Annotated in this window: 22 protein-coding genes and 1 pseudogene; 8 read left to right on the forward strand and 15 right to left on the reverse strand. The window is 44.3% G+C overall.

The features are described from left to right. Positions 1-107: 107 nt before the first annotated feature. The 3 genes from FN001_RS08995 to FN001_RS09005 all read right to left on the reverse strand — a co-directional run bounded on the left by FN001_RS08995 (position 108) and on the right by FN001_RS09005 (position 4577). Positions 108-2915 (reverse strand): AAA family ATPase, encoded by a 2808-nt coding sequence (locus tag FN001_RS08995; protein WP_142411589.1) that lies wholly within the window; start codon positions 2913-2915, stop codon positions 108-110. Further along, complete coding sequence (locus FN001_RS09000) at positions 2912-4045, reverse strand: exonuclease SbcCD subunit D (RefSeq protein ID WP_118532999.1); 1134 nt, start codon at positions 4043-4045, stop codon at positions 2912-2914. Before FN001_RS09000 ends, FN001_RS08995 begins: the two co-directional genes overlap by 4 nt. Positions 4046-4262: 217 nt before the next feature. Beyond that, positions 4263-4577, reverse strand: coding sequence for a LysM peptidoglycan-binding domain-containing protein (locus FN001_RS09005; RefSeq protein ID WP_118298004.1), 315 nt, complete (start codon positions 4575-4577; stop codon positions 4263-4265). Positions 4578-4844: 267 nt separating this feature from the next. Between FN001_RS09005 and lexA the strand changes: the two genes are divergently transcribed. After that, the gene (gene lexA, locus FN001_RS09010) at positions 4845-5462 is read left to right on the forward strand and encodes a transcriptional repressor LexA (protein ID WP_118298003.1); all 618 of its coding nucleotides are present in this window, start codon (positions 4845-4847) and stop codon (positions 5460-5462) included. Positions 5463-5858: 396 nt separating this feature from the next. On the opposite strand, the gene FN001_RS18440 is transcribed toward lexA, so the two are convergent. Next, positions 5859-5978 carry a GNAT family N-acetyltransferase gene (locus FN001_RS18440; protein WP_243121980.1) on the reverse strand — a complete coding sequence of 40 codons (120 nt, stop codon included), beginning with the start codon at positions 5976-5978 and terminating at the stop codon, positions 5859-5861. Between FN001_RS18440 and FN001_RS18725 the strand changes: the two genes are divergently transcribed. The 3 genes from FN001_RS18725 (at position 5937) to FN001_RS09030 (ending at position 7333) form a co-directional block, all read left to right on the forward strand. Then, positions 5937-6227 (forward strand): helix-turn-helix domain-containing protein, encoded by a 291-nt coding sequence (locus FN001_RS18725; RefSeq protein ID WP_486463499.1) that lies wholly within the window; start codon positions 5937-5939, stop codon positions 6225-6227. The genes FN001_RS18440 and FN001_RS18725 overlap by 42 nt on opposite strands. 21 nt (positions 6228-6248) lie before the next feature. Next, entirely contained in the window at positions 6249-6761 is a 513-nt protein-coding gene (locus FN001_RS09025) for a hypothetical protein (protein WP_182435761.1), read from the forward strand. A gap of 260 nt (positions 6762-7021) precedes the next feature. Next, positions 7022-7333, forward strand: coding sequence for a hypothetical protein (locus FN001_RS09030; protein ID WP_142411590.1), 312 nt, complete (start codon positions 7022-7024; stop codon positions 7331-7333). Between the two features lie 213 nt (positions 7334-7546). Here the strand turns inward: FN001_RS09030 and FN001_RS09035 are convergent, their stop codons facing one another. The 4 genes and pseudogenes from FN001_RS09035 to FN001_RS18450 all read right to left on the reverse strand — a co-directional run. Then, positions 7547-8194: a hypothetical protein gene (locus FN001_RS09035; protein ID WP_142411591.1), complete on the reverse strand. Its 648-nt coding sequence runs from the start codon at positions 8192-8194 to the stop codon at positions 7547-7549. A gap of 182 nt (positions 8195-8376) precedes the next feature. Beyond that, positions 8377-8571 carry a hypothetical protein gene (locus FN001_RS18445; protein WP_243121981.1) on the reverse strand — a complete coding sequence of 65 codons (195 nt, stop codon included), beginning with the start codon at positions 8569-8571 and terminating at the stop codon, positions 8377-8379. A gap of 25 nt (positions 8572-8596) precedes the next feature. Beyond that, positions 8597-8920, reverse strand: a complete 324-nt coding sequence (locus FN001_RS18090) for a hypothetical protein (RefSeq protein WP_185911884.1) — start codon at positions 8918-8920, stop codon at positions 8597-8599. Next, positions 8907-8990, reverse strand: a pseudogene (locus FN001_RS18450) (helix-turn-helix domain-containing protein); the annotation flags it as partial. The pseudogene FN001_RS18450 and the gene FN001_RS18090, both read right to left, overlap by 14 nt. A 253-nt stretch (positions 8991-9243) precedes the next feature. Here FN001_RS18450 and FN001_RS09045 point away from each other — a divergent pair. Both FN001_RS09045 and FN001_RS09050 read left to right on the forward strand, forming a co-directional pair. After that, positions 9244-9522 (forward strand): hypothetical protein, encoded by a 279-nt coding sequence (locus tag FN001_RS09045; RefSeq protein ID WP_142411593.1) that lies wholly within the window; start codon positions 9244-9246, stop codon positions 9520-9522. A gap of 25 nt (positions 9523-9547) precedes the next feature. Beyond that, complete coding sequence (locus FN001_RS09050; RefSeq protein WP_142411594.1) at positions 9548-10102, forward strand: RNA 2'-phosphotransferase; 555 nt, start codon at positions 9548-9550, stop codon at positions 10100-10102. Between the two features lie 127 nt (positions 10103-10229). Here the strand turns inward: FN001_RS09050 and tnpB are convergent, their stop codons facing one another. The 6 genes from tnpB to FN001_RS09080 form a co-directional block, all read right to left on the reverse strand. After that, a complete protein-coding gene (tnpB, locus tag FN001_RS09055) occupies positions 10230-11333 on the reverse strand; it encodes an IS200/IS605 family element RNA-guided endonuclease TnpB (RefSeq protein ID WP_142411595.1) in 1104 nt (367 codons plus the stop codon). Positions 11334-11350: 17 nt separating this feature from the next. Continuing rightward, positions 11351-11755: an IS200/IS605 family transposase gene (tnpA, locus tag FN001_RS09060; RefSeq protein WP_142411596.1), complete on the reverse strand. Its 405-nt coding sequence runs from the start codon at positions 11753-11755 to the stop codon at positions 11351-11353. 149 nt (positions 11756-11904) lie between these two features. Beyond that, entirely contained in the window at positions 11905-12093 is a 189-nt protein-coding gene (locus FN001_RS09065; protein WP_118529910.1) for a hypothetical protein, read from the reverse strand. A 144-nt stretch (positions 12094-12237) separates the two neighbouring features. Then, complete coding sequence (locus tag FN001_RS09070; RefSeq protein WP_142411597.1) at positions 12238-12966, reverse strand: PHP domain-containing protein; 729 nt, start codon at positions 12964-12966, stop codon at positions 12238-12240. 285 nt (positions 12967-13251) lie between these two features. Beyond that, entirely contained in the window at positions 13252-13743 is a 492-nt protein-coding gene (locus FN001_RS09075; protein ID WP_142411598.1) for a hypothetical protein, read from the reverse strand. A 141-nt stretch (positions 13744-13884) separates the two neighbouring features. Next, positions 13885-14484 (reverse strand): alpha/beta fold hydrolase, encoded by a 600-nt coding sequence (locus tag FN001_RS09080; RefSeq protein WP_118297999.1) that lies wholly within the window; start codon positions 14482-14484, stop codon positions 13885-13887. A gap of 222 nt (positions 14485-14706) precedes the next feature. On the opposite strand from FN001_RS09080, the gene FN001_RS09085 reads away from it, so the two are divergent. Together FN001_RS09085 and FN001_RS09090 are read left to right on the forward strand one after the other, a co-directional pair. After that, on the forward strand, positions 14707-15465 hold the full coding sequence (locus FN001_RS09085) for a GNAT family N-acetyltransferase (RefSeq protein ID WP_182426747.1): 759 nt from the start codon (positions 14707-14709) through the stop codon (positions 15463-15465). Between the two features lie 75 nt (positions 15466-15540). Beyond that, positions 15541-15930, forward strand: a complete 390-nt coding sequence (locus FN001_RS09090; protein ID WP_142411599.1) for a hypothetical protein — start codon at positions 15541-15543, stop codon at positions 15928-15930. Between the two features lie 104 nt (positions 15931-16034). On the opposite strand, the gene FN001_RS09095 is transcribed toward FN001_RS09090, so the two are convergent. Continuing rightward, positions 16035-16451 (reverse strand): hypothetical protein, encoded by a 417-nt coding sequence (locus FN001_RS09095; RefSeq protein ID WP_142411600.1) that lies wholly within the window; start codon positions 16449-16451, stop codon positions 16035-16037. Between the last annotated feature and the right edge of the window lie 85 nt (positions 16452-16536).

Below are 16536 nucleotides of genomic sequence, written 5' to 3' on the forward strand. Positions count from 1 at the left end.
TTTTTCCGGTTCCTTTTCTCCGCATATTTGGCTGACACTTCTTCCGACTGCGACGGACATTGGCTGGAATAGCTCTCTTCCTGCCGGATCTGCTGTCACGCACGTTTTCAGATCACGCCGTCCGATATTCTGACACTGCTTCCCACGCCTTCCCGACCGCGTTTTTTTGTTATCACGATCTTTTTTTCAATCCTGTCTTTCAGCTCCGCAACATGAGAAATGATACCGACAAGTTTTTTTCCGTCCGCAAGATTTCCCAGTGCCTTTACCGCCTGGTCCAGCGCATCCTCATCAAGAGAACCGAATCCTTCGTCCACAAACATGGCATCCAGCTGGATCCCGCCTGCCATAGACTGGATCTCATCCGAAAGTCCCAGCGCCAGGGAAAGCGAGGCTTGGAACGTTTCGCCGCCGGAGAGCGTCTTTACACTCCGCTCACTTCCGTTATAGTGATCGATCACATTCAGTTCCAGTCCGCTCTTGTCCTTTTTGTTTCCCGATGTCTCACTTCTTTTCAGTTCATACTGACCGCTGCTCATCGTCATCAGCCGGATATTCGCCCGCCTCAGGATCCGGTCAAAATACGCCATCTGGACATAGGTCTCAAGTTCGATCTTCCGCTTTCCATTCAGTGTCCCGGCTGCCGTGTCCGCAAGTGAGTGGACCCAGATATATTCCTGTTCTGTCTGTTCCATGAGATTCTGCCAGGTGCAGACCTTCTCGTAGATCTTCCGGTTGTTCTGTAAAGCCGAATGGAGCTGTTCCCGCTGTTTTAATGTTCCTGTTTTTTTCGTCTCCAGGCGTTCCAGCATCTCTGAGAGTTCCGTTTCCTTCAGCTCTTCTTTTTTTCCGATCTGTTTTTCCAGTGTTTCCACCGCAGAATCCAGGCTCGCCATATCTCTCTGGTATTTTTCCATTTTAGCCTTCGCGCTGCTTTCTTCCAGCTCCAGCTCCCTTTTCTGCGTTTTCATCATTTTCAGGTTTTCTTCGATCTCTGCCGCATTTTGCCCTTCCAGCCTTTCCTGAAGCTCTTTCACCTGCACCTTCAGCATTGACAGGGATGTCAACAGGTTCTGCTCCGACAAGGCAAGCGCCGTATTTTTTTCTTTCGCCGTCTCCAGAGCCTTTTCCAGCTTCTTTATTGAATCTTCCAGCGTTTTTAGCTGTTTCAGCTGTTCTGCATTCGATCTGATACGGATTTCCAGTTCACAAAGTTCTTTCTCCGTCTTTGTTATCGCCAGTCTGGCTGCCGTCATACACTCCGTAGGATCCGATATCTCTGATATCCTGTTATACAGGTCTGCTTTCAAAACGGCAGGAAGCTCCGCTATCCTCTTTATCTCGAGATCCAGATTTTCTTTTAAGTTTCCGGCTCTCTCGCTCAGCCTCTCAGACTTCACTCCTGCCCGTTCAGCTTCCTTCTTTCTTAGTTTCAGTTCTTCCTGATCCGGGATCTCTTCTGCAAGCTCAGCAGGAGCCGGGTGATGACAGGAACCGCATACCGGACAGGGGATTCCTTCCTCCAGATCCTGTGCAAGAATGCCGGCCTGGGCATTCAGAAACAATGTTTCCAGGTGTCCATACCGTATGCGGCTCTCATCACGCAGGGAAATCGAGATTGCGTACTCTTTCTGCACATCTTTCAATTCCCTGTAAGTCGACTCAAGCCGCTCCAGGTGTTCTTCCAGTTCCTTTTTCTGTCGCAAAAGTGCTTCTTTCGCATTTGACAGCTGCTCTTTCTCCACCGGTGCTCTGGAAATCTTCTCTCTGTCCCCAGACCGGTTCTCCAGTTCTGTTTGCAGAAGATCCGTCTGTTCCTGCATCGACTTTCTATCTGTCTGAACGCTCAAAAGTGTCTGTTCTTTCCCAGCCGCTTCTCCTCTTTTCTGATCCAGTTCCAGAAATCTCTGACTATCCAGTTCCAGTTTCTGAACTTTCTTTGCCAGTTCTTCGCGAAGCTCCGACTTTTTCTCCACTTTTTTCCATTCTGCAAGGACCGCTTCATACTCCGGATTAAGTCGTTCCCGTTCCTGTTTTTTATTCTCCAGTTCTGCCTCGATCCGTCTGATCTGGGCCGCCTTTCCCTTTTTTTCATTTACCGCGCAGATCTGCTTTTCCAGGCTCTGCACAGATCCATCCAGCGTTTCCAGATGTACCTTTTCTTTTTCTGTCTCACTGCGCAGCAACTCGATCCCCCGCATTGTTTTTCCTTCAAAGTGTACCTTTTTTAAGGAATTAAATTCCTGTTCCGCCGCCGGATCTTCCTCAAAGCAGGCATCCTCCAGGTACTGGGTAATGCTCCGGCGCAGATCATCATAATCTTTTCGTCTGCGCTTTTCCTCGTCCCGCAGACGCCACTGGATCTCCTGAAAGATCTCCGTGTGAAAGATCTGACGGAAGATTTCTCCGCGTTCCGCAGTCCCTGCGATCAGAAGTTTCTGGAAATCCCCCTGGGCGATCATCGCAATCTGAGTAAACTGTTTATAGTCGAAACCCATCAGCTCCGTCACAGCCTTTGTGACCGCGCCCATCTTTGCCACTGGCTGACGTCCGTCAGGATAGATCAGTTCCGCATCCGCTTTTTTCGTTGTAAATCCGGTTCCTCGCTTTTTCGGGCATTCATATTCCGGATTTCTTCTGACGATATATTCTTTTCCCTGATAGGCGAAAGTCAGCTCCACAAACGTCTCCGTCTCTGCTTTCGCATATTTGCTCCGGAACATTCCGGCTTCCCGCACAGTTCCGCTTGCCTCACCGTACAGGGCAAATGTGATCGCATCAAAGATCGTCGTCTTACCGGCGCCGGTATCTCCCGTGATCAGGTAAAGACCGTGTTCTCCAAGTTGTTCAAAATCGATCGTGTTCTCCCCCGCGTATGGGCCGAAGGCACTGATCACCAGTTTTTCAGGTTTCATTCTTTTATCTCCCGGATCAATTGTTCTGCAAAATCCTTCTGTTGTTTCGTCATAGGCTGATTATTCTGAAGTTCATAGAACTCATAAAACAGTTCGATCTCTGTCTTTTTTTCTACGGCCTGTGCTGCATCGACCTCCTGGGTGGTTTTTGTCCTCTGATTGTCATACAAAAGCTGCATGATATTCGGGTAGATCACACGCAGTTTCTGAAGACCGTCCGGCACATCATCCTCGTCCGTCAAGGTCACCTGGATATAATCTTCACGGTTCATATCTCTGTAAAAAGAACGGTCGGTAAGTTCCAGATAAGTGCCCCGGAGCTTCCTCATATCCCGGAGAGGTTTTAACGGCAGCAGGCTGGTCCTTACTGTTCCTTTTTTCTCCAACTCCACGACTGTAATTGATTTCTCCTGGTCCACCTCCGAAAATGAATATTTTAAGGGAGTCCCGCAATAGCGAACCCGGTCAGTTCCTACGTTTTGGGGACTGTGGATATGTCCAAGTGCTGTATAATCAAACGGTGTAAAGACCGCTGCGTCAATGTTGTCGAGACCACCGACCTGAACATCCTCCGACTCGCACCTGGAAGCTCCCGTGACAAACTGGTGTGCGACAAGGATGTTTCTATCCTTCAGATCGATCTCCATATGGCGGATCACCGTCTCCGCCGCAGTCTGGACATCCGTTACCAGATCCGCCTCATTCTCAAATACATGCCGCACAGTCGAAGGGCGGATAAACGGGAGCAGGTGGATCCAGACTGTTCCGTATTGATCCTTCAGCGGAATCTTCGTGACACTCCCATCATATACAGGCGAAAGGTAGATCCCCCGGCTGTTCAACAGTCTTCCGCCGAAAGCCAGCCGTTCCGCCGAATCATGGTTCCCGCTGATAATAAAAACAGGAATCGCTCTCCCGGCAAGCCTTGTGATAAATTCGTCGAACACCTGGACCGCCTCCGCGGACGGGATCTGCTTGTCATAAATATCACCGGCCAGGATGATCCCGTCCGGCTTTTCTTCTTCCGCCAGATCAAGAATTCTTTTAAGAATATATTTCTGGTCTTCGATCATCGAAAACTCATTGACTCTCTTTCCGATATGAAGGTCCGATAAATGGAATAATTTCATTGGTTCCTCCTATTGCTCTCTCTTCTGCTCCTCCTATTGTACCGTTTTATCCCGGCAATAGCAAGCAAGGAACTTTTGGCCGCCGGTCAGCTGGAATGCAAGTATCCTGGAGAAAGAACAAGATCCCCGGACATCATTCTGCCCAAAGGATCTCTTTTGCAGCCCGGAGAGTCTTTCTCTCCGCATCCTCTCTTCTGTATCTTTCTGTCTTATATCATCACTTTATATACGGGTTTCCCGGCGTCTCCGCATAATACTCCACGGAGATCATATCACCGGCACGGAGTTCGTCAGAAACCATTCCGTTGATCAGTTTCAGCTCATATACATATTCCCGCACGGACATACCGGAATGATGATAATAAGTTTTTGCAACAGACCAGAGGGTATCACCTTTTTCCACCTCGATCGTCGTATAATAGCGGTTATAGACGGCATCATCCTCGTCTTCATTCGCCATAACCAGGGTCTTTCCAAAAAAGCAGGACATGATCATCACGATCATCACAAGAGCGATCAAATATTTCTTCATATTGGTTCCTCCTCTGTATTCAGTAAGTGCAAACTCATGTTTGGGAACATCTGTTCTGGTTTAGATTCTATCATGCGAACATATGTTTGTCAATTCTTTTTCTCCATTTTTTCGAACAAAGGTTTGCTTTTTTTCGCAGTTTATGATACTATGTATGCAGAGAAGAAATATTCTTTTGCAGATTATTACAGCGGTCGTCAAATGTCTCCCCGTGTATGCGCGGTTGCCATTTTCCTAATCGCCGTGACGAATAAAAGGAGGGGTCTCATGAGTCAGGGAAAAATTACTGATAAGCAGAAAGAAATACTTGAATATATAAAAGAAATGATCTTAAAGAAAGGATATCCGCCGGCTGTGCGCGAGATCTGTGAGGCGGTTCACTTGAAATCCACCTCCTCGGTCCACTCCCACCTGGAATCCCTGGAGAAGAACGGATATATCCGCCGGGATCCGACGAAGCCGAGAACTATCGAAATTCTCGATGATGATTTCGCTCTTACAAGACGTGAAGTTGTAAATGTGCCGGTGATCGGTACGGTCGCCGCCGGAACTCCGATCCTCGCGGAGCAGAATATCGAAGATTATCTTCCGATCCCTGCCGAAATGCTCCCGAACAAAGAAGTATTTATGTTAAAAGTAAAAGGAAACAGTATGATCGAAGCCGGGATCTACAGCGGTGATAAAGTCATCGTTGCAAAGCAGCCGGACGCCGAGAACGGCGATAAAGTCGTTGCGCTCGTTGATGACTCCGCGACCGTAAAAACGTTCTACAAAGAGAACGGTCACTTCCGTCTCCAGCCAGAAAACTCCACGATGGACCCGATCATCCTGGATCACGTAGAGATCCTCGGTAAAGTCATCGGTCTTTTCCGCATGATGAGCTGATTTGTTTATAACAAAAGAAAAATCCCCGGCAGTCCGCTGTGTTTTTGCAGTGGAACTGTCGGAGATTTTTTCATATCTTCCAGGCTGTGCTCTTGCGCTGTTGTCCCTTTCCCTATTTCGAGAATACCAGTCGAAATGTCTTATGCCCGAAATGAGATGCAGCCGTTTGTCGGGTTAAATATTATTTCATGATCTTCCAATGTATCATTTACTCCTATAGAGCTCGGCAAACCAGAATCTGCGATTCTAATGTTTTTGCTTTAATTCATAGGACGGATGATATAAGCCGGTTGGTTCGTAAAATTCGTCACCAATATAGTGAAAACCCAGCTTACGCAAAACCTTTGCAGATTCAGTATTATGAGGATTCTGTCCTGCAAACAGTGCGTCTGCTTTCTAAATGGAAAACGCGTAGTTGATGACAGCCGATGCAGCTTCCACTGCGTAGCCTTTTCTCCAGAATTGCGGAAGCAGATGAAACCCGATCTCATATTCATTCTTACGATATGGTTGCAATCCGCAGCATCCAATCGCGAGATCCAGGGTGCGTTCGGCTTTGAGAGCCCGCAGGCAATCTATAAGTGGATCGCCGGGAAATCACTTCCAAGCCTGGACAACTTTATCATTCTCAGCAGACTGTTACATACCAGCATTGAAAATATCCTCGTCATTGACGGGGATATTCCTCTTTTATGGGTTTCTTTAAACCAAGGGTTCAATGACATCTTCCCTCTCTCGCCTTATAATCGTGTCATAAGGAATTGATGCGAAGGAGGCGAATACATCATGAAAATGACTTCGGCTTATGCCAATAAACTGCTCAAAAGCCTGGCGGACGAAAAGTCCTACTGGGAAGCCAAGGAAGCGACATCCCGTACATACGTTGCCGCCGTCGGCGAGGAACCGGTCATCCCGGAGTATGACTACTCCGCCGTTTCCGAGACGTTGAAAGAAATTGATCGAAAAACCGTTATTATCAAGCACGCCCTGAACCTGGCCAACGCAACAGCAAAGATCATGGTAGGCGATACGGAAATGAGCGTCGACAGCATTCTGGTAAGGATGGCACAGCTCAACTCCCGCAAAGCGACCCTGGACACCATGCGGAAATGCCTTCCGAAAATGAGGGAATCTTCCCATGCATTCAGCTCCAGGAATGCCGTTCCTGAGTATCGCTATACCAATTACGATCCGGAACTGGTAAAACAGGATTACGAACATATCTCCGGCGAAATCATGGAAATGCAGATTGCCCTTGACCAGTACAATCAGACGTTCCTGTTTGAAGCGGACATTTAAAGAATTTTCCGTACAGGGTCTTTAAAAATGCAGATGGGATTGTTAACGTTCAGTGACATGGATTGTTTTGTTATTTTTTATCCGTTGTATCTTTCGGTTCATGGTACGCTAATTCAGCAAATATCAATGGTAAATAATCCCCCTGTAGAAAACCCGTGAGCGATCACGCTGGTGCCGGGGTACGGTTTCAGGCACCACGGCTGCGGAATGTGAATTTCGCAGCCTTTTCCTTACAGACAGCTATCACAAAGGAGGAGCCTATGAAAAATTTTCTGAGACTGGACGGCCTGTCCATCCTGTCCGTCCCATATATGTACATCGACCACAAGGACTATCTTGCGGATTCCCTGCTCGCACAGAACCATGTTTCCGTGCGGTTAGGAAACGAATTCTCACGGGACGATTCCCCGTACCGTATCATTCTCTGCAAAGTCAGAAAGAAAGATACGGCGGAATTTGAGAAATCCATGGAGTCCTTACGCAACAAGATGCTTCTTTTCGGGCACAACGATTACATGGAATTCTGCAACGGCATCATGGAAACACTGGAACAGAATCGAGATGCTGCATGAAGAAATCATTTGTCCCAATCAGCAAACAGAGTAAAAAAGCACAAAAAGCATACCATTCCGCACAGCGTTCCACCTGGGGAATTCTGAACCCGGCAACGCGGACCATGCCGAACGGCAAGGCATACAACCGGAAGAAACAGAAAGCCAACGACAGAAGCGGCAGGGGATCCTCCTTCGACTCCCCGCCGCTTCCTTTTTGCCCGTTCCTGCTGATCAATCCCACAGGTTCCAAAAATATTTCGTCATAAGCTCCATGCCCTGCTTCAGGTACCGGTCCCGGTACTCACGCAGTTCTCCCTCGGCCGCCAGCCACTTTTCCGATATCTCCGCATATTTCGGAACATCGCTCATCGTATACAGACGATGCGTATGCTCCCGCTTTTCCCTTGCAATCTCCTCTTCCGTTTTCAGTTTCTCTCCGAACATGCCGTATTTTGCCGTGAATTCTTCCCGTGCCAGGTCATGTTCTTTCTCATACGGATTTTTCTTTCTGCACGTGCCCTCATTTGCTTCCCGGAACAGAAATTCCATTCTTCCCAGAATACGGTCCCATTTCCGGATGTTTTCTTCTTCCGCTCCTTTAAAGGAGCCGGGGTAGCCATGACTGTTAACACGAAGGTCATGGATCATGTTCGAAACAACCGTAAGAAACCATTGGTCGATCGACCAGGTGTCACGGTAACAGTATCCGTACCTCAGTCTCTGATAAATGCAGACAATGTCCTCTCTCCATATGGAAATCCTTTCCCATAGCGATTCTCTCTTACGGTGCGACAGAAAAACGGAACATTCTTCCTTCCGTCTCTTTCCGTTTTCCTTCGGACTCATTCGCTTTGTAATTCTCTTTGCGGTTTCATCCATTGTGCTTTCTCCTTTCCCGTAATATCCCTGATACGACAGTTATATCACTGCACCGGAAAGACTGCATTGAACCTCTGGTTCAATTCCTGCAGGAAAAGAAAAAGTGCAAGCTGCGTGCCTGCACTTTCCTATTTTTCTTCTACCATTCTGATAAATCAACAGCCCCAAACTTTCTTGGTTTCTCATTCCTGTAAATCCTGAATATAAGACATCAGATCATCATACTGCGAAGATGACATTTCACCGTCATCGTATAATTCCTGTATATGAGCAGACAGTTCGTCAATATCATACTCTTCCATTTCTCCATTCACAATATCAACAATCTGGTCTTTCAGTTCTTTGTGTTCCCTGCAATAGATATGACTGTCATACATACATGCTCTCCTTCTGTTAACTGTGTCATTTGGATTTTCCATTCAGATATTTCGCATCCATAGTTGCTTTAACCCATGTTTTGTGTAGCTTTTTCGCAACATAGTATTGGAGAAAATTATCCTTTAGTTTGTATCGTCCATTTTTTATTTTTACTAGTACCGGCTTATCCAGTTTCTTATGCTCTTCATAATACCTCATAAGCTTTTCCAGTTCATCCGGATCCTGCTTCCACTGCTTATAGTTCTCAGTAACAACAATTTCTTTAAGCCGAATACTCTCTATTCCAGAAAATCGTTCGCAAGACTGCTGCGTTGTTTCTTCTGGCTGCTTGGTATATTCCGGCGGCATTACGCAAGTCCATCTTTTTCATGTTTTTATCAATAAGCAGTTTCCATAACTTGTTGTAACTGATTGCCACGTTTTCACCCTCTCCGCATAATTTGTGATCATCTGCCATATTTTGCAGTTTTGTGCGTTATGTTAATCAAGTCCATTATACAATGCGTTTACATAAACGACAATTAGTTTTGAAGGTGGCAATGAAATTTTGCATTCTGAAAATATTGTTTGCTCTTTTCTGGTAGAATTATGGAAGATAAATTTGCATTATTGGCAAAACACTTGTCTTCCGTTATGATAGAACTATCACTAATATTGAAGGGGATTTCTAAATGAAGATGAGCATGAACAACGGGGAATGGGGTGACCTTTATTTTGACGATCCAGACTTTCCAAGAAATCTGCATGTCTGGCTGGAATCACTGGACGATACCAACCTTGTCGTGAGTTCTCTTGCAATGTTTCTGGCTGAACACAATGTCGCAGGATGTGCAGTTCTGCTTTCTGAAGGGCTCGGCTTTTACTCGCCGGCGGAACGGATCGTCAATCAGTTCAACGAACATATGAAAGAACTTGGAATGCTGTTTGATGATACCGTTCTTCTCTCATAAAATTTTACGGAAAGGAAATACAAATATGAAGCCACAAGATAATACAGGAACAAGCAAATTCATTTCCCGTATCCTGCGTCACCATCCGGAATCCATTGGGATCCAGCTGGATGAACACGGCTGGGCTCGTGTGGATGAACTGATTGCCGGGATTGCAAAAACGCGAAAATTTGATATGGAGATGCTGGAGGAGATTGTTCGGACGGACTCCAAGCAGCGATACTCCTTTAATGAGAACAAAACCCTGATACGGGCAAACCAGGGGCACTCCATTCATGTCGATGTGGAATTGGAACAAAAAATCCCGCCGAACATCCTGTGGCACGGCACCGGAGAAAAATATGTGGAATCCATTAACCAAATCGGGCTGACCCCTAAGTCCAGACTGTACGTCCACCTGTCCAAAGACATTGACACCGCGAGAACCGTCGGAAGGCGACACGGGAAACCGGTTATCTATCGGATTGATGCTAAATCGATGTCTGCGGATGGCTACCTGTTTTATTTATCGACAAACGGAGTGTGGCTGACAAAAGAAGTCCCCGTACAGTATCTCTCGACAGAGAACAATTTTTCATAACTACGGAATTTGGTTCTCAATGTGGACTACCCATTGTCTTAAGCCAATGGGCTTCCTGCTTCATCGACCTCGTAACCTACTATCTCCACAGGCGTTAATTTGGGCAGTCCCTGCCCTATATATTTCTTTATGCTATTTGTCTTAATCCTTCTGTCAGTATATTTTTTGCGGCATTGATATCCCTGTCATGTTCTGCTCCGCATTTCGGGCATATCCATGTCCTCACTGACAAATCTTTTGTATCTGGATTCTGATACCCACAAACAGAACATAATTGACTACTGGCATAAAATGTATCTATTTTGATGTATTTCCTGCCATTCCATCTTGCCTTATACTCTAACTGTCTTGTCAGCTCATACCATGATACATCACTTATGGCTTTTGCCAGATGATGATTTTTTACCATGTTTTTTATCTGTAAATTCTCTGAAACGATCACTTGGTTTTCGCTGATAATCTCATGTGAAACTTTATGTAGATAATCTTTTCTCATATTCCTTATTTTCTCATGGCATAATGCTATCTTTTTCTTTGTTTTATAATAGTTCTTACTTCTCTTTCCTTTATGTGACAGTTGCCTTTGCAGCTTTACAAGCTGTTTCTCGTATTTTTTTATGATTTTTTGATTCTCATATACCTTCCCATCGGAAGTAATACATAAATCTTTAATTCCTAAATCGATTCCTATGTTATGATTTGTATGTGCCAGTTCCTTATGCTCCGTTTCTACAAGTATGGACACATAGTATTTTCCACTGGAAACCTGCGAAACGGTCGCTGACTTAATCTGCCCACGATATTCCCTGTGTAACCTTGCTTTTACCGCTTTTAATTTTGGCAATTTTATCTTTCCTGTCTCAAAATCTACCGCAATATTTCCATTTGTGAAGTTTGTTGTGTATGCTTTATGGTTATCGTGTTTGCTCTTGAATTTCGGATATCCTGCATGTTCCTTAAAGAATTTTTGATATGCAGCGTCCATGTGATAGATTGCGTTGGTCAGAGCAAATTTATCTATTTCTTTTAACCATTCATAGTCTTTCTTTAATTCTCTGTTACAGTAATTATTACAATCCGTTTTACTAACTGACTTTTTCTCTTTCTCGTATATTTCTTTCCGATATGCCAATGTCTGGTTGTAAACAAAACGGCAACAGCTAAATGTTTTTGCAATCTGAATTCTTTGTTCGCTATTAGGATATATCCTGTATTTATATGCTTTTAACACCCACTGTCGCCACCTTCCTACCCTTGATTTTCTATATATTTTCTCATCATCTCTTCTGATACATTTCCTACACTGCAGACAAAATATCCGTCCGTCCAAAAAGTATGTTCTTTCCAGAAATGTTTTCGTAGATAATCCGGATATCTTTTCCAAATATGATATGTTGTATAACTCTTCATCAGATTTACTATTTTACTGATAGACATTGTTGGTTCTGTTTCTATCATGTAATGAATATGATCTTTATCTGTCTCCATATGTCTGATAATGACTTTATGCTTTTGACATATCTCATAAGAAAACTGCTTTATATCATCTGATATTTGTTTTGACATCAGCAATTTCTTTCTATACTTGCATACGAAAATAATATGATACTGTAACAAATATTTGTGTCTGTTTTTTGATTTCCACGTTTCCATAACGCAAGTATAGCACAACCCTCCGCTTCCGGCTACCTTAACCCACCGTCTAAAGCCAGTGGGATTGCGGTAGCCCTATTTCAAAGAAGGATGAATGTCAGCTGATCTGAGCATTCATCCTCTTCCATTGTTTCCTATAATATTGCTATTTAGAAGTCATCATCCATATCACAATCATCGAAGTCAATGTCATCCTCGTCGTCATCATCTTCATCGAAATCTCCGGCATCTCCAAAAAGAGCCTCGTGTTCCTCTTTGCTGGTACACATTAATTCATCCCATAAGAATCTTTCAGTTGCATCAATTTTTCCATCACCGTTAAAATCCTTCCACTTCATACCGGCGCCCTCCTTAAAGATTGCTGATTTGTTTTTCTTTGTACCCTTATCATAACACAAATGCTGTCCAATAAAACGGACTATTCATATTTATTACTTTGTTTGAAATATCTTTTTGGAATCTGTAAACTCCCTATTACCTCGTTATTGGAAATCTGGCAGTTCCAGCCTTTTTAATTTGTGAGCATCCAATCCGATAACCGTCTCCACACCGTTCACTTCGGCTATCTCCCAGAACTCCTTCCAATAATGATGTTTGTGTCGCATGGAGGAACAATTCTTTTCCAGAGGCAATCCATATTTCACAGCTGCATCAATCACCCGTACAGCAACTGCTTCCATTTCCGGAGTCCAGATTTTCTGTCTTCTGAAAATCCGATCCGGATGAGCAACGATCTTGAAACAGCCTGTTTTCATTCCCGCGATCATCGCACCGCCAAGAACTGTGTATTCGTCAACCTGTAATCGTTCTTTCGGCCATTCGAACGTATAATGCTCTCTGTCTTCCGGGTCTTCTGCCATATGCTGTCCAAGCAAAAGAATTTCCAAATCCGGATTATTGGAAAGTTCTTGATAATATCCACTCTGATCATATCTGGAAAAATACTCAATCTCCAGTCCGATATGAATTTTGATTTTTCTCTGATACTGTTCCTTCAGATTTTTAAGAGTGGATATGTATTCCGGCAGTTCCTCATACTTCATCCGTCCACCAAACGGATTACCGGGGAACGGAGCGTGATCCGTAAAGCAGATATCAGTTGCTCTAAGACCAATCGCTTTTTTGATATATTCTTCATCGGATACCATCTCTGCATGTCCGCAGCGGAACGTATGCACATGGAAAAGATATCGTTCTCCTAATGAAATCATTTTTACGCTCTCCTTTCATGGTGCCAAACACATGACGGCATACCATTAAATACATTTTATAAACGGTAGGGTATCCGTTTGAATTGTAGAGCCGTATAATCCAGCTGTATAGCAGTTCTCGAGGATACGGCCGGAAACATGTCGGCATGGTTATTGCATTCATGTAATCTTCCCTCTTTCATCATTATTTTTTGTGAAAGAATTATGGAAAGAAAACGATTTGTTTTGGCAAAAAAGAAGCATGGACCGTGATGATCCGTGCCTCCTGTCGTAAGTACAAATGCTTTATATTTTGGGAATACCGAGCGAAATTTCTTCTGCCTGAAATGAGATGCAGCCGTTCTGAGTAAGGGAGAAGCCGTGAGTGATCATATTCTGGCACACCTGCATATAAACCAGTACATTTTTCTGTCTGGAAACCAGATTTTGCAGATGCAGTTTGATTTCCCAATCATTGACCTCACGACCATACTTAATTGCTTTCACAATACGAAGCATCGGATGAGCGGTCTCGCGGATCTCTTTTACCCATTTCTTCCGCTTTTCCTCAAATTCTTCCATGGACATATCCATAAATTTGCCATCCTTAATGTCCGTGATGATATCCGGATACTTTTTGGTTCCCCAGATATCCAGATATGAGCAGCGGGCTTCTACCGGAGTGAACAGCACCTCCAGCAGATACTCCAAATCGGGATCCGCGTCCACTCTTGAACCAAGCCCCAACCCGATATCATGGCTTTCTTTGGAGATCAGTTCTTCCTGTGTGTCGTACAAATCAAACATCTCATGAGTGTCCGGGATAAACATAGTTTTCCATCATATGAATTTCTCCTTTTCTTCCAGAACAATAGATTTTCTTCCGTATTCTTCGTTTTCCAGTTCAATCGCATTTGCCGAAGTTTTTATTGAATCTGATCAGATATATTTTTTGATCCATTGATCAAGGAATGCCATCTGATTGTCCGTGTGAAACCAATGTTCCCCGCCTTTCATGACGGTCAGTGTGGCACCAATCTGGTCTGCAAAACAGGAAATGGTTTCATAAGATGTCAGGCTATCCCGATCCCCGTACAAAATGTGTGTCGGAACATTCCACGCAACAGGATGTTCTTTTACATAACAAAGATATTCCCATGAAAGTGTTTCACCGAACGCTGTCGGGATATTCTTCCTGCACTTAAGCTCTTCTTCCGTAACATTGGCCCACAGCATCATATCAGAAATCAGCTTTTTCATGTCTACGACTGGTGAAATAAAATAAGCTTTGCTGATTTTTTTGTCCGTTAAAGCGTTCATGGAAAAGAAAGCTCCTATGCTGTTGGCAATGATTTCCACAGGCTGAGCATTCCGGCAGACCGTGTCAAAGAATTTCGGAAATTCTTCCCTGGCCTCCCATGGTGTCTGCGATTCATAATCAAAACCAATGACATCACAGTTGCCAAAAAGCGGCTTATAATGAATGGCTTCTTCGGCATTACCGCCTTTGCCGTGAATGTATATGATAGTTTTTGCCATAAAATGATTCTCCCAGTACGTTCAATTTATTCTGTCTCCAGTATAAGCCGCCGCACGGACTGCGTCAATCACACACTTGTGTATAAGAGAAACATAGAATCCCACGCGGCACTTCGGAGACGCAGGTTGAGTGTAATTACGGCACTCCGCCTGCTGTCCTTTTTACCTGCATTATGATAGAATGGACCCATAATGATCGAACACGCAAAGGAAATGATGGGTATGAACATTGAATTAAGAAAACTTCTGGATTCGGATAAGGAGACATACTTCGAATTGGAAAATGAAACATGGGTAAACAAGCGCATGCTGCAGGACGAAGAAGCGAACGACCGATCGTGGAAAGCCATGTTTGCCGATACCGAGGCTCATTATGCCGTTCTTATGGGCGATCAGATCTGCGGATTTGCTTCCATTCTGAAACTGGGCGAAGAAGTTCAAGAATTTGGGCTGGAACTTTTTGAAAGATTCCGTCATCAGGGGATTGGATATGCCGCTTTGGTTCGGTTACTGGAAATCTGTAAGAATGAATATCATGTGAAGAAACTCCACAGCAAGGTATACCCGGATAACTTTCCAAGCATTTTGCTTATGAGAAAGATCGGCGGTACTCCCTATGAAATCACGGAGAACCCGTGCATCGAGGAATCTTTACGGACAGAGTTTCAAAAAGACAATGCTGAACTGATTTCGGATAACGTGAAAAGAATGGCGGAACTCTTTGGCGTTGAACCGGAGCTGCTGCTTTCCAATTTGCTGGTATTTCAGATCCCGCTCCAGCCTGCGGAAATACGTTTTTCTCTTTCTTTGACCGGTGATCTCAGTTATGAGAAAAAGATAGAAACCAAAGCAATCAACCACATGTATCAGGAAACAACTCGGATTCTGAAATCCATACTGGAAAAGGCGAAAAAAGGCACAGAAGAAGATTTTAGGAAAGAAATGATGGATATGATTGAAAATCTTGAATCGCGTATGTAATACAAGACGAAGTTTTGCTAATCATCGATTTTTCAGGTAAAGAAAAATCACGGACGCTGGGTTCGTGCTTCTTCTTTGGGTAAAGTGTTGAGTTTAGATTGTTGGAATGAAGGTGCCGTTGTTCCAGGTACCTGCTCGTTTTGTGAATTTAGGATGAGACCAGTATCCTACAAACATATTTTCAAAATCGGATACATTTGTAATGTCCCAGTGTTTGATGCCGCTTTCCTGCCGATTCTGAAAGACTTTGCGGAGATCACCGGTTCCAGACTGAAAATCCAGCAAGACCCGTGGCATGACATCACGGCAACTTTCAGCAGTCAGTGCGGCATTGATATTACGCCGCGTGAAAAGAGAATGCATATGGTCATCTCGGCCGCCGATCATATCAGCATCAATAAACAGACCGATTCCGACCGGGTGGATTTTTCTCTTATCTTCGGTTTTCCGGATGATGCAGAATAAGAAACAACAGGGATGTACGGATCAATCTAAATCCGTCATCCCTGTTTTCGTATATATGATTCCATGATATCTTAGGCTTTAATCCCGGCAAATCTCCCATGAAATTATGATTCCGGTTCATGTCCGGTATTCAGAGACAATTCTTTTTCCATAACCTGTCGGATGGAATTCGATGGTCCAAACTCCTCATACATATCCGCCAACAGCAGTTTCATATCTTCATTTGGAATACAGGAATCATCCTGTCTGAAACGGTAAATGCTGTTTCTGGTAGTGAGTTTGATGATGCCGCCATCTTCCGTCTCCAAATCTCCAGGTGACGTTTTCAAATACTGTCCTGGAAAGCCGCTTGCCGGAGCTGTGAAGAAAACAAAGGCATGCTTTCCGGGGCGTGAATTGGATTCATAAATCATGAGCAGGCCGGAACGATCAATATACGGCGCCCGCCAATCCATATATGTCTCTCCTTCCCTGTTGGCTGCTCCACACAGGTATCCTTTCTTATGTTCGATCAGGTGCATGTTGTCTCCTCCTTTGCCCCAAGGACCAAACCAGACACTGATGGTGTTTGGATGATTGTTATTGCTGTTGGGAATGAATATAACA

Origin of the sequence: Clostridium sp. Marseille-P7770 (assembly GCF_902143525.1) — a bacterium.
GTDB lineage: Bacteria > Bacillota > Clostridia > Lachnospirales > Lachnospiraceae > Pilosibacter.

What these genes read in the sequence shown, in the direction of transcription:
- FN001_RS08995 (WP_142411589.1), bottom strand. Translation starts at nt 2,915, where the DNA reads ATGAAACCTGAAAAACTGGTGATCAGTGCCTTCGGCCCATACGCGGGG.
- FN001_RS09000 (WP_118532999.1), bottom strand. Translation starts at nt 4,045, where the DNA reads ATGAAATTATTCCATTTATCGGACCTTCATATCGGAAAGAGAGTCAAT.
- FN001_RS09005 (WP_118298004.1), bottom strand. Translation starts at nt 4,577, where the DNA reads ATGAAGAAATATTTGATCGCTCTTGTGATGATCGTGATGATCATGTCC.
- lexA (WP_118298003.1), top strand. Translation starts at nt 4,845, where the DNA reads ATGAGTCAGGGAAAAATTACTGATAAGCAGAAAGAAATACTTGAATAT.
- FN001_RS18725 (WP_486463499.1), top strand. Translation starts at nt 5,937, where the DNA reads ATGAAACCCGATCTCATATTCATTCTTACGATATGGTTGCAATCCGCA.
- FN001_RS09025 (WP_182435761.1), top strand. Translation starts at nt 6,249, where the DNA reads ATGAAAATGACTTCGGCTTATGCCAATAAACTGCTCAAAAGCCTGGCG.
- FN001_RS09030 (WP_142411590.1), top strand. Translation starts at nt 7,022, where the DNA reads ATGAAAAATTTTCTGAGACTGGACGGCCTGTCCATCCTGTCCGTCCCA.
- FN001_RS09035 (WP_142411591.1), bottom strand. Translation starts at nt 8,194, where the DNA reads ATGGATGAAACCGCAAAGAGAATTACAAAGCGAATGAGTCCGAAGGAA.
- FN001_RS18445 (WP_243121981.1), bottom strand. Translation starts at nt 8,571, where the DNA reads ATGTATGACAGTCATATCTATTGCAGGGAACACAAAGAACTGAAAGAC.
- FN001_RS18090 (WP_185911884.1), bottom strand. Translation starts at nt 8,920, where the DNA reads ATGCCGCCGGAATATACCAAGCAGCCAGAAGAAACAACGCAGCAGTCT.
- FN001_RS09045 (WP_142411593.1), top strand. Translation starts at nt 9,244, where the DNA reads ATGAAGATGAGCATGAACAACGGGGAATGGGGTGACCTTTATTTTGAC.
- FN001_RS09050 (WP_142411594.1), top strand. Translation starts at nt 9,548, where the DNA reads ATGAAGCCACAAGATAATACAGGAACAAGCAAATTCATTTCCCGTATC.
- tnpA (WP_142411596.1), bottom strand. Translation starts at nt 11,755, where the DNA reads ATGGAAACGTGGAAATCAAAAAACAGACACAAATATTTGTTACAGTAT.
- FN001_RS09065 (WP_118529910.1), bottom strand. Translation starts at nt 12,093, where the DNA reads ATGAAGTGGAAGGATTTTAACGGTGATGGAAAAATTGATGCAACTGAA.
- FN001_RS09070 (WP_142411597.1), bottom strand. Translation starts at nt 12,966, where the DNA reads ATGATTTCATTAGGAGAACGATATCTTTTCCATGTGCATACGTTCCGC.
- FN001_RS09080 (WP_118297999.1), bottom strand. Translation starts at nt 14,484, where the DNA reads ATGGCAAAAACTATCATATACATTCACGGCAAAGGCGGTAATGCCGAA.
- FN001_RS09085 (WP_182426747.1), top strand. Translation starts at nt 14,707, where the DNA reads ATGAACATTGAATTAAGAAAACTTCTGGATTCGGATAAGGAGACATAC.
- FN001_RS09095 (WP_142411600.1), bottom strand. Translation starts at nt 16,451, where the DNA reads ATGCACCTGATCGAACATAAGAAAGGATACCTGTGTGGAGCAGCCAAC.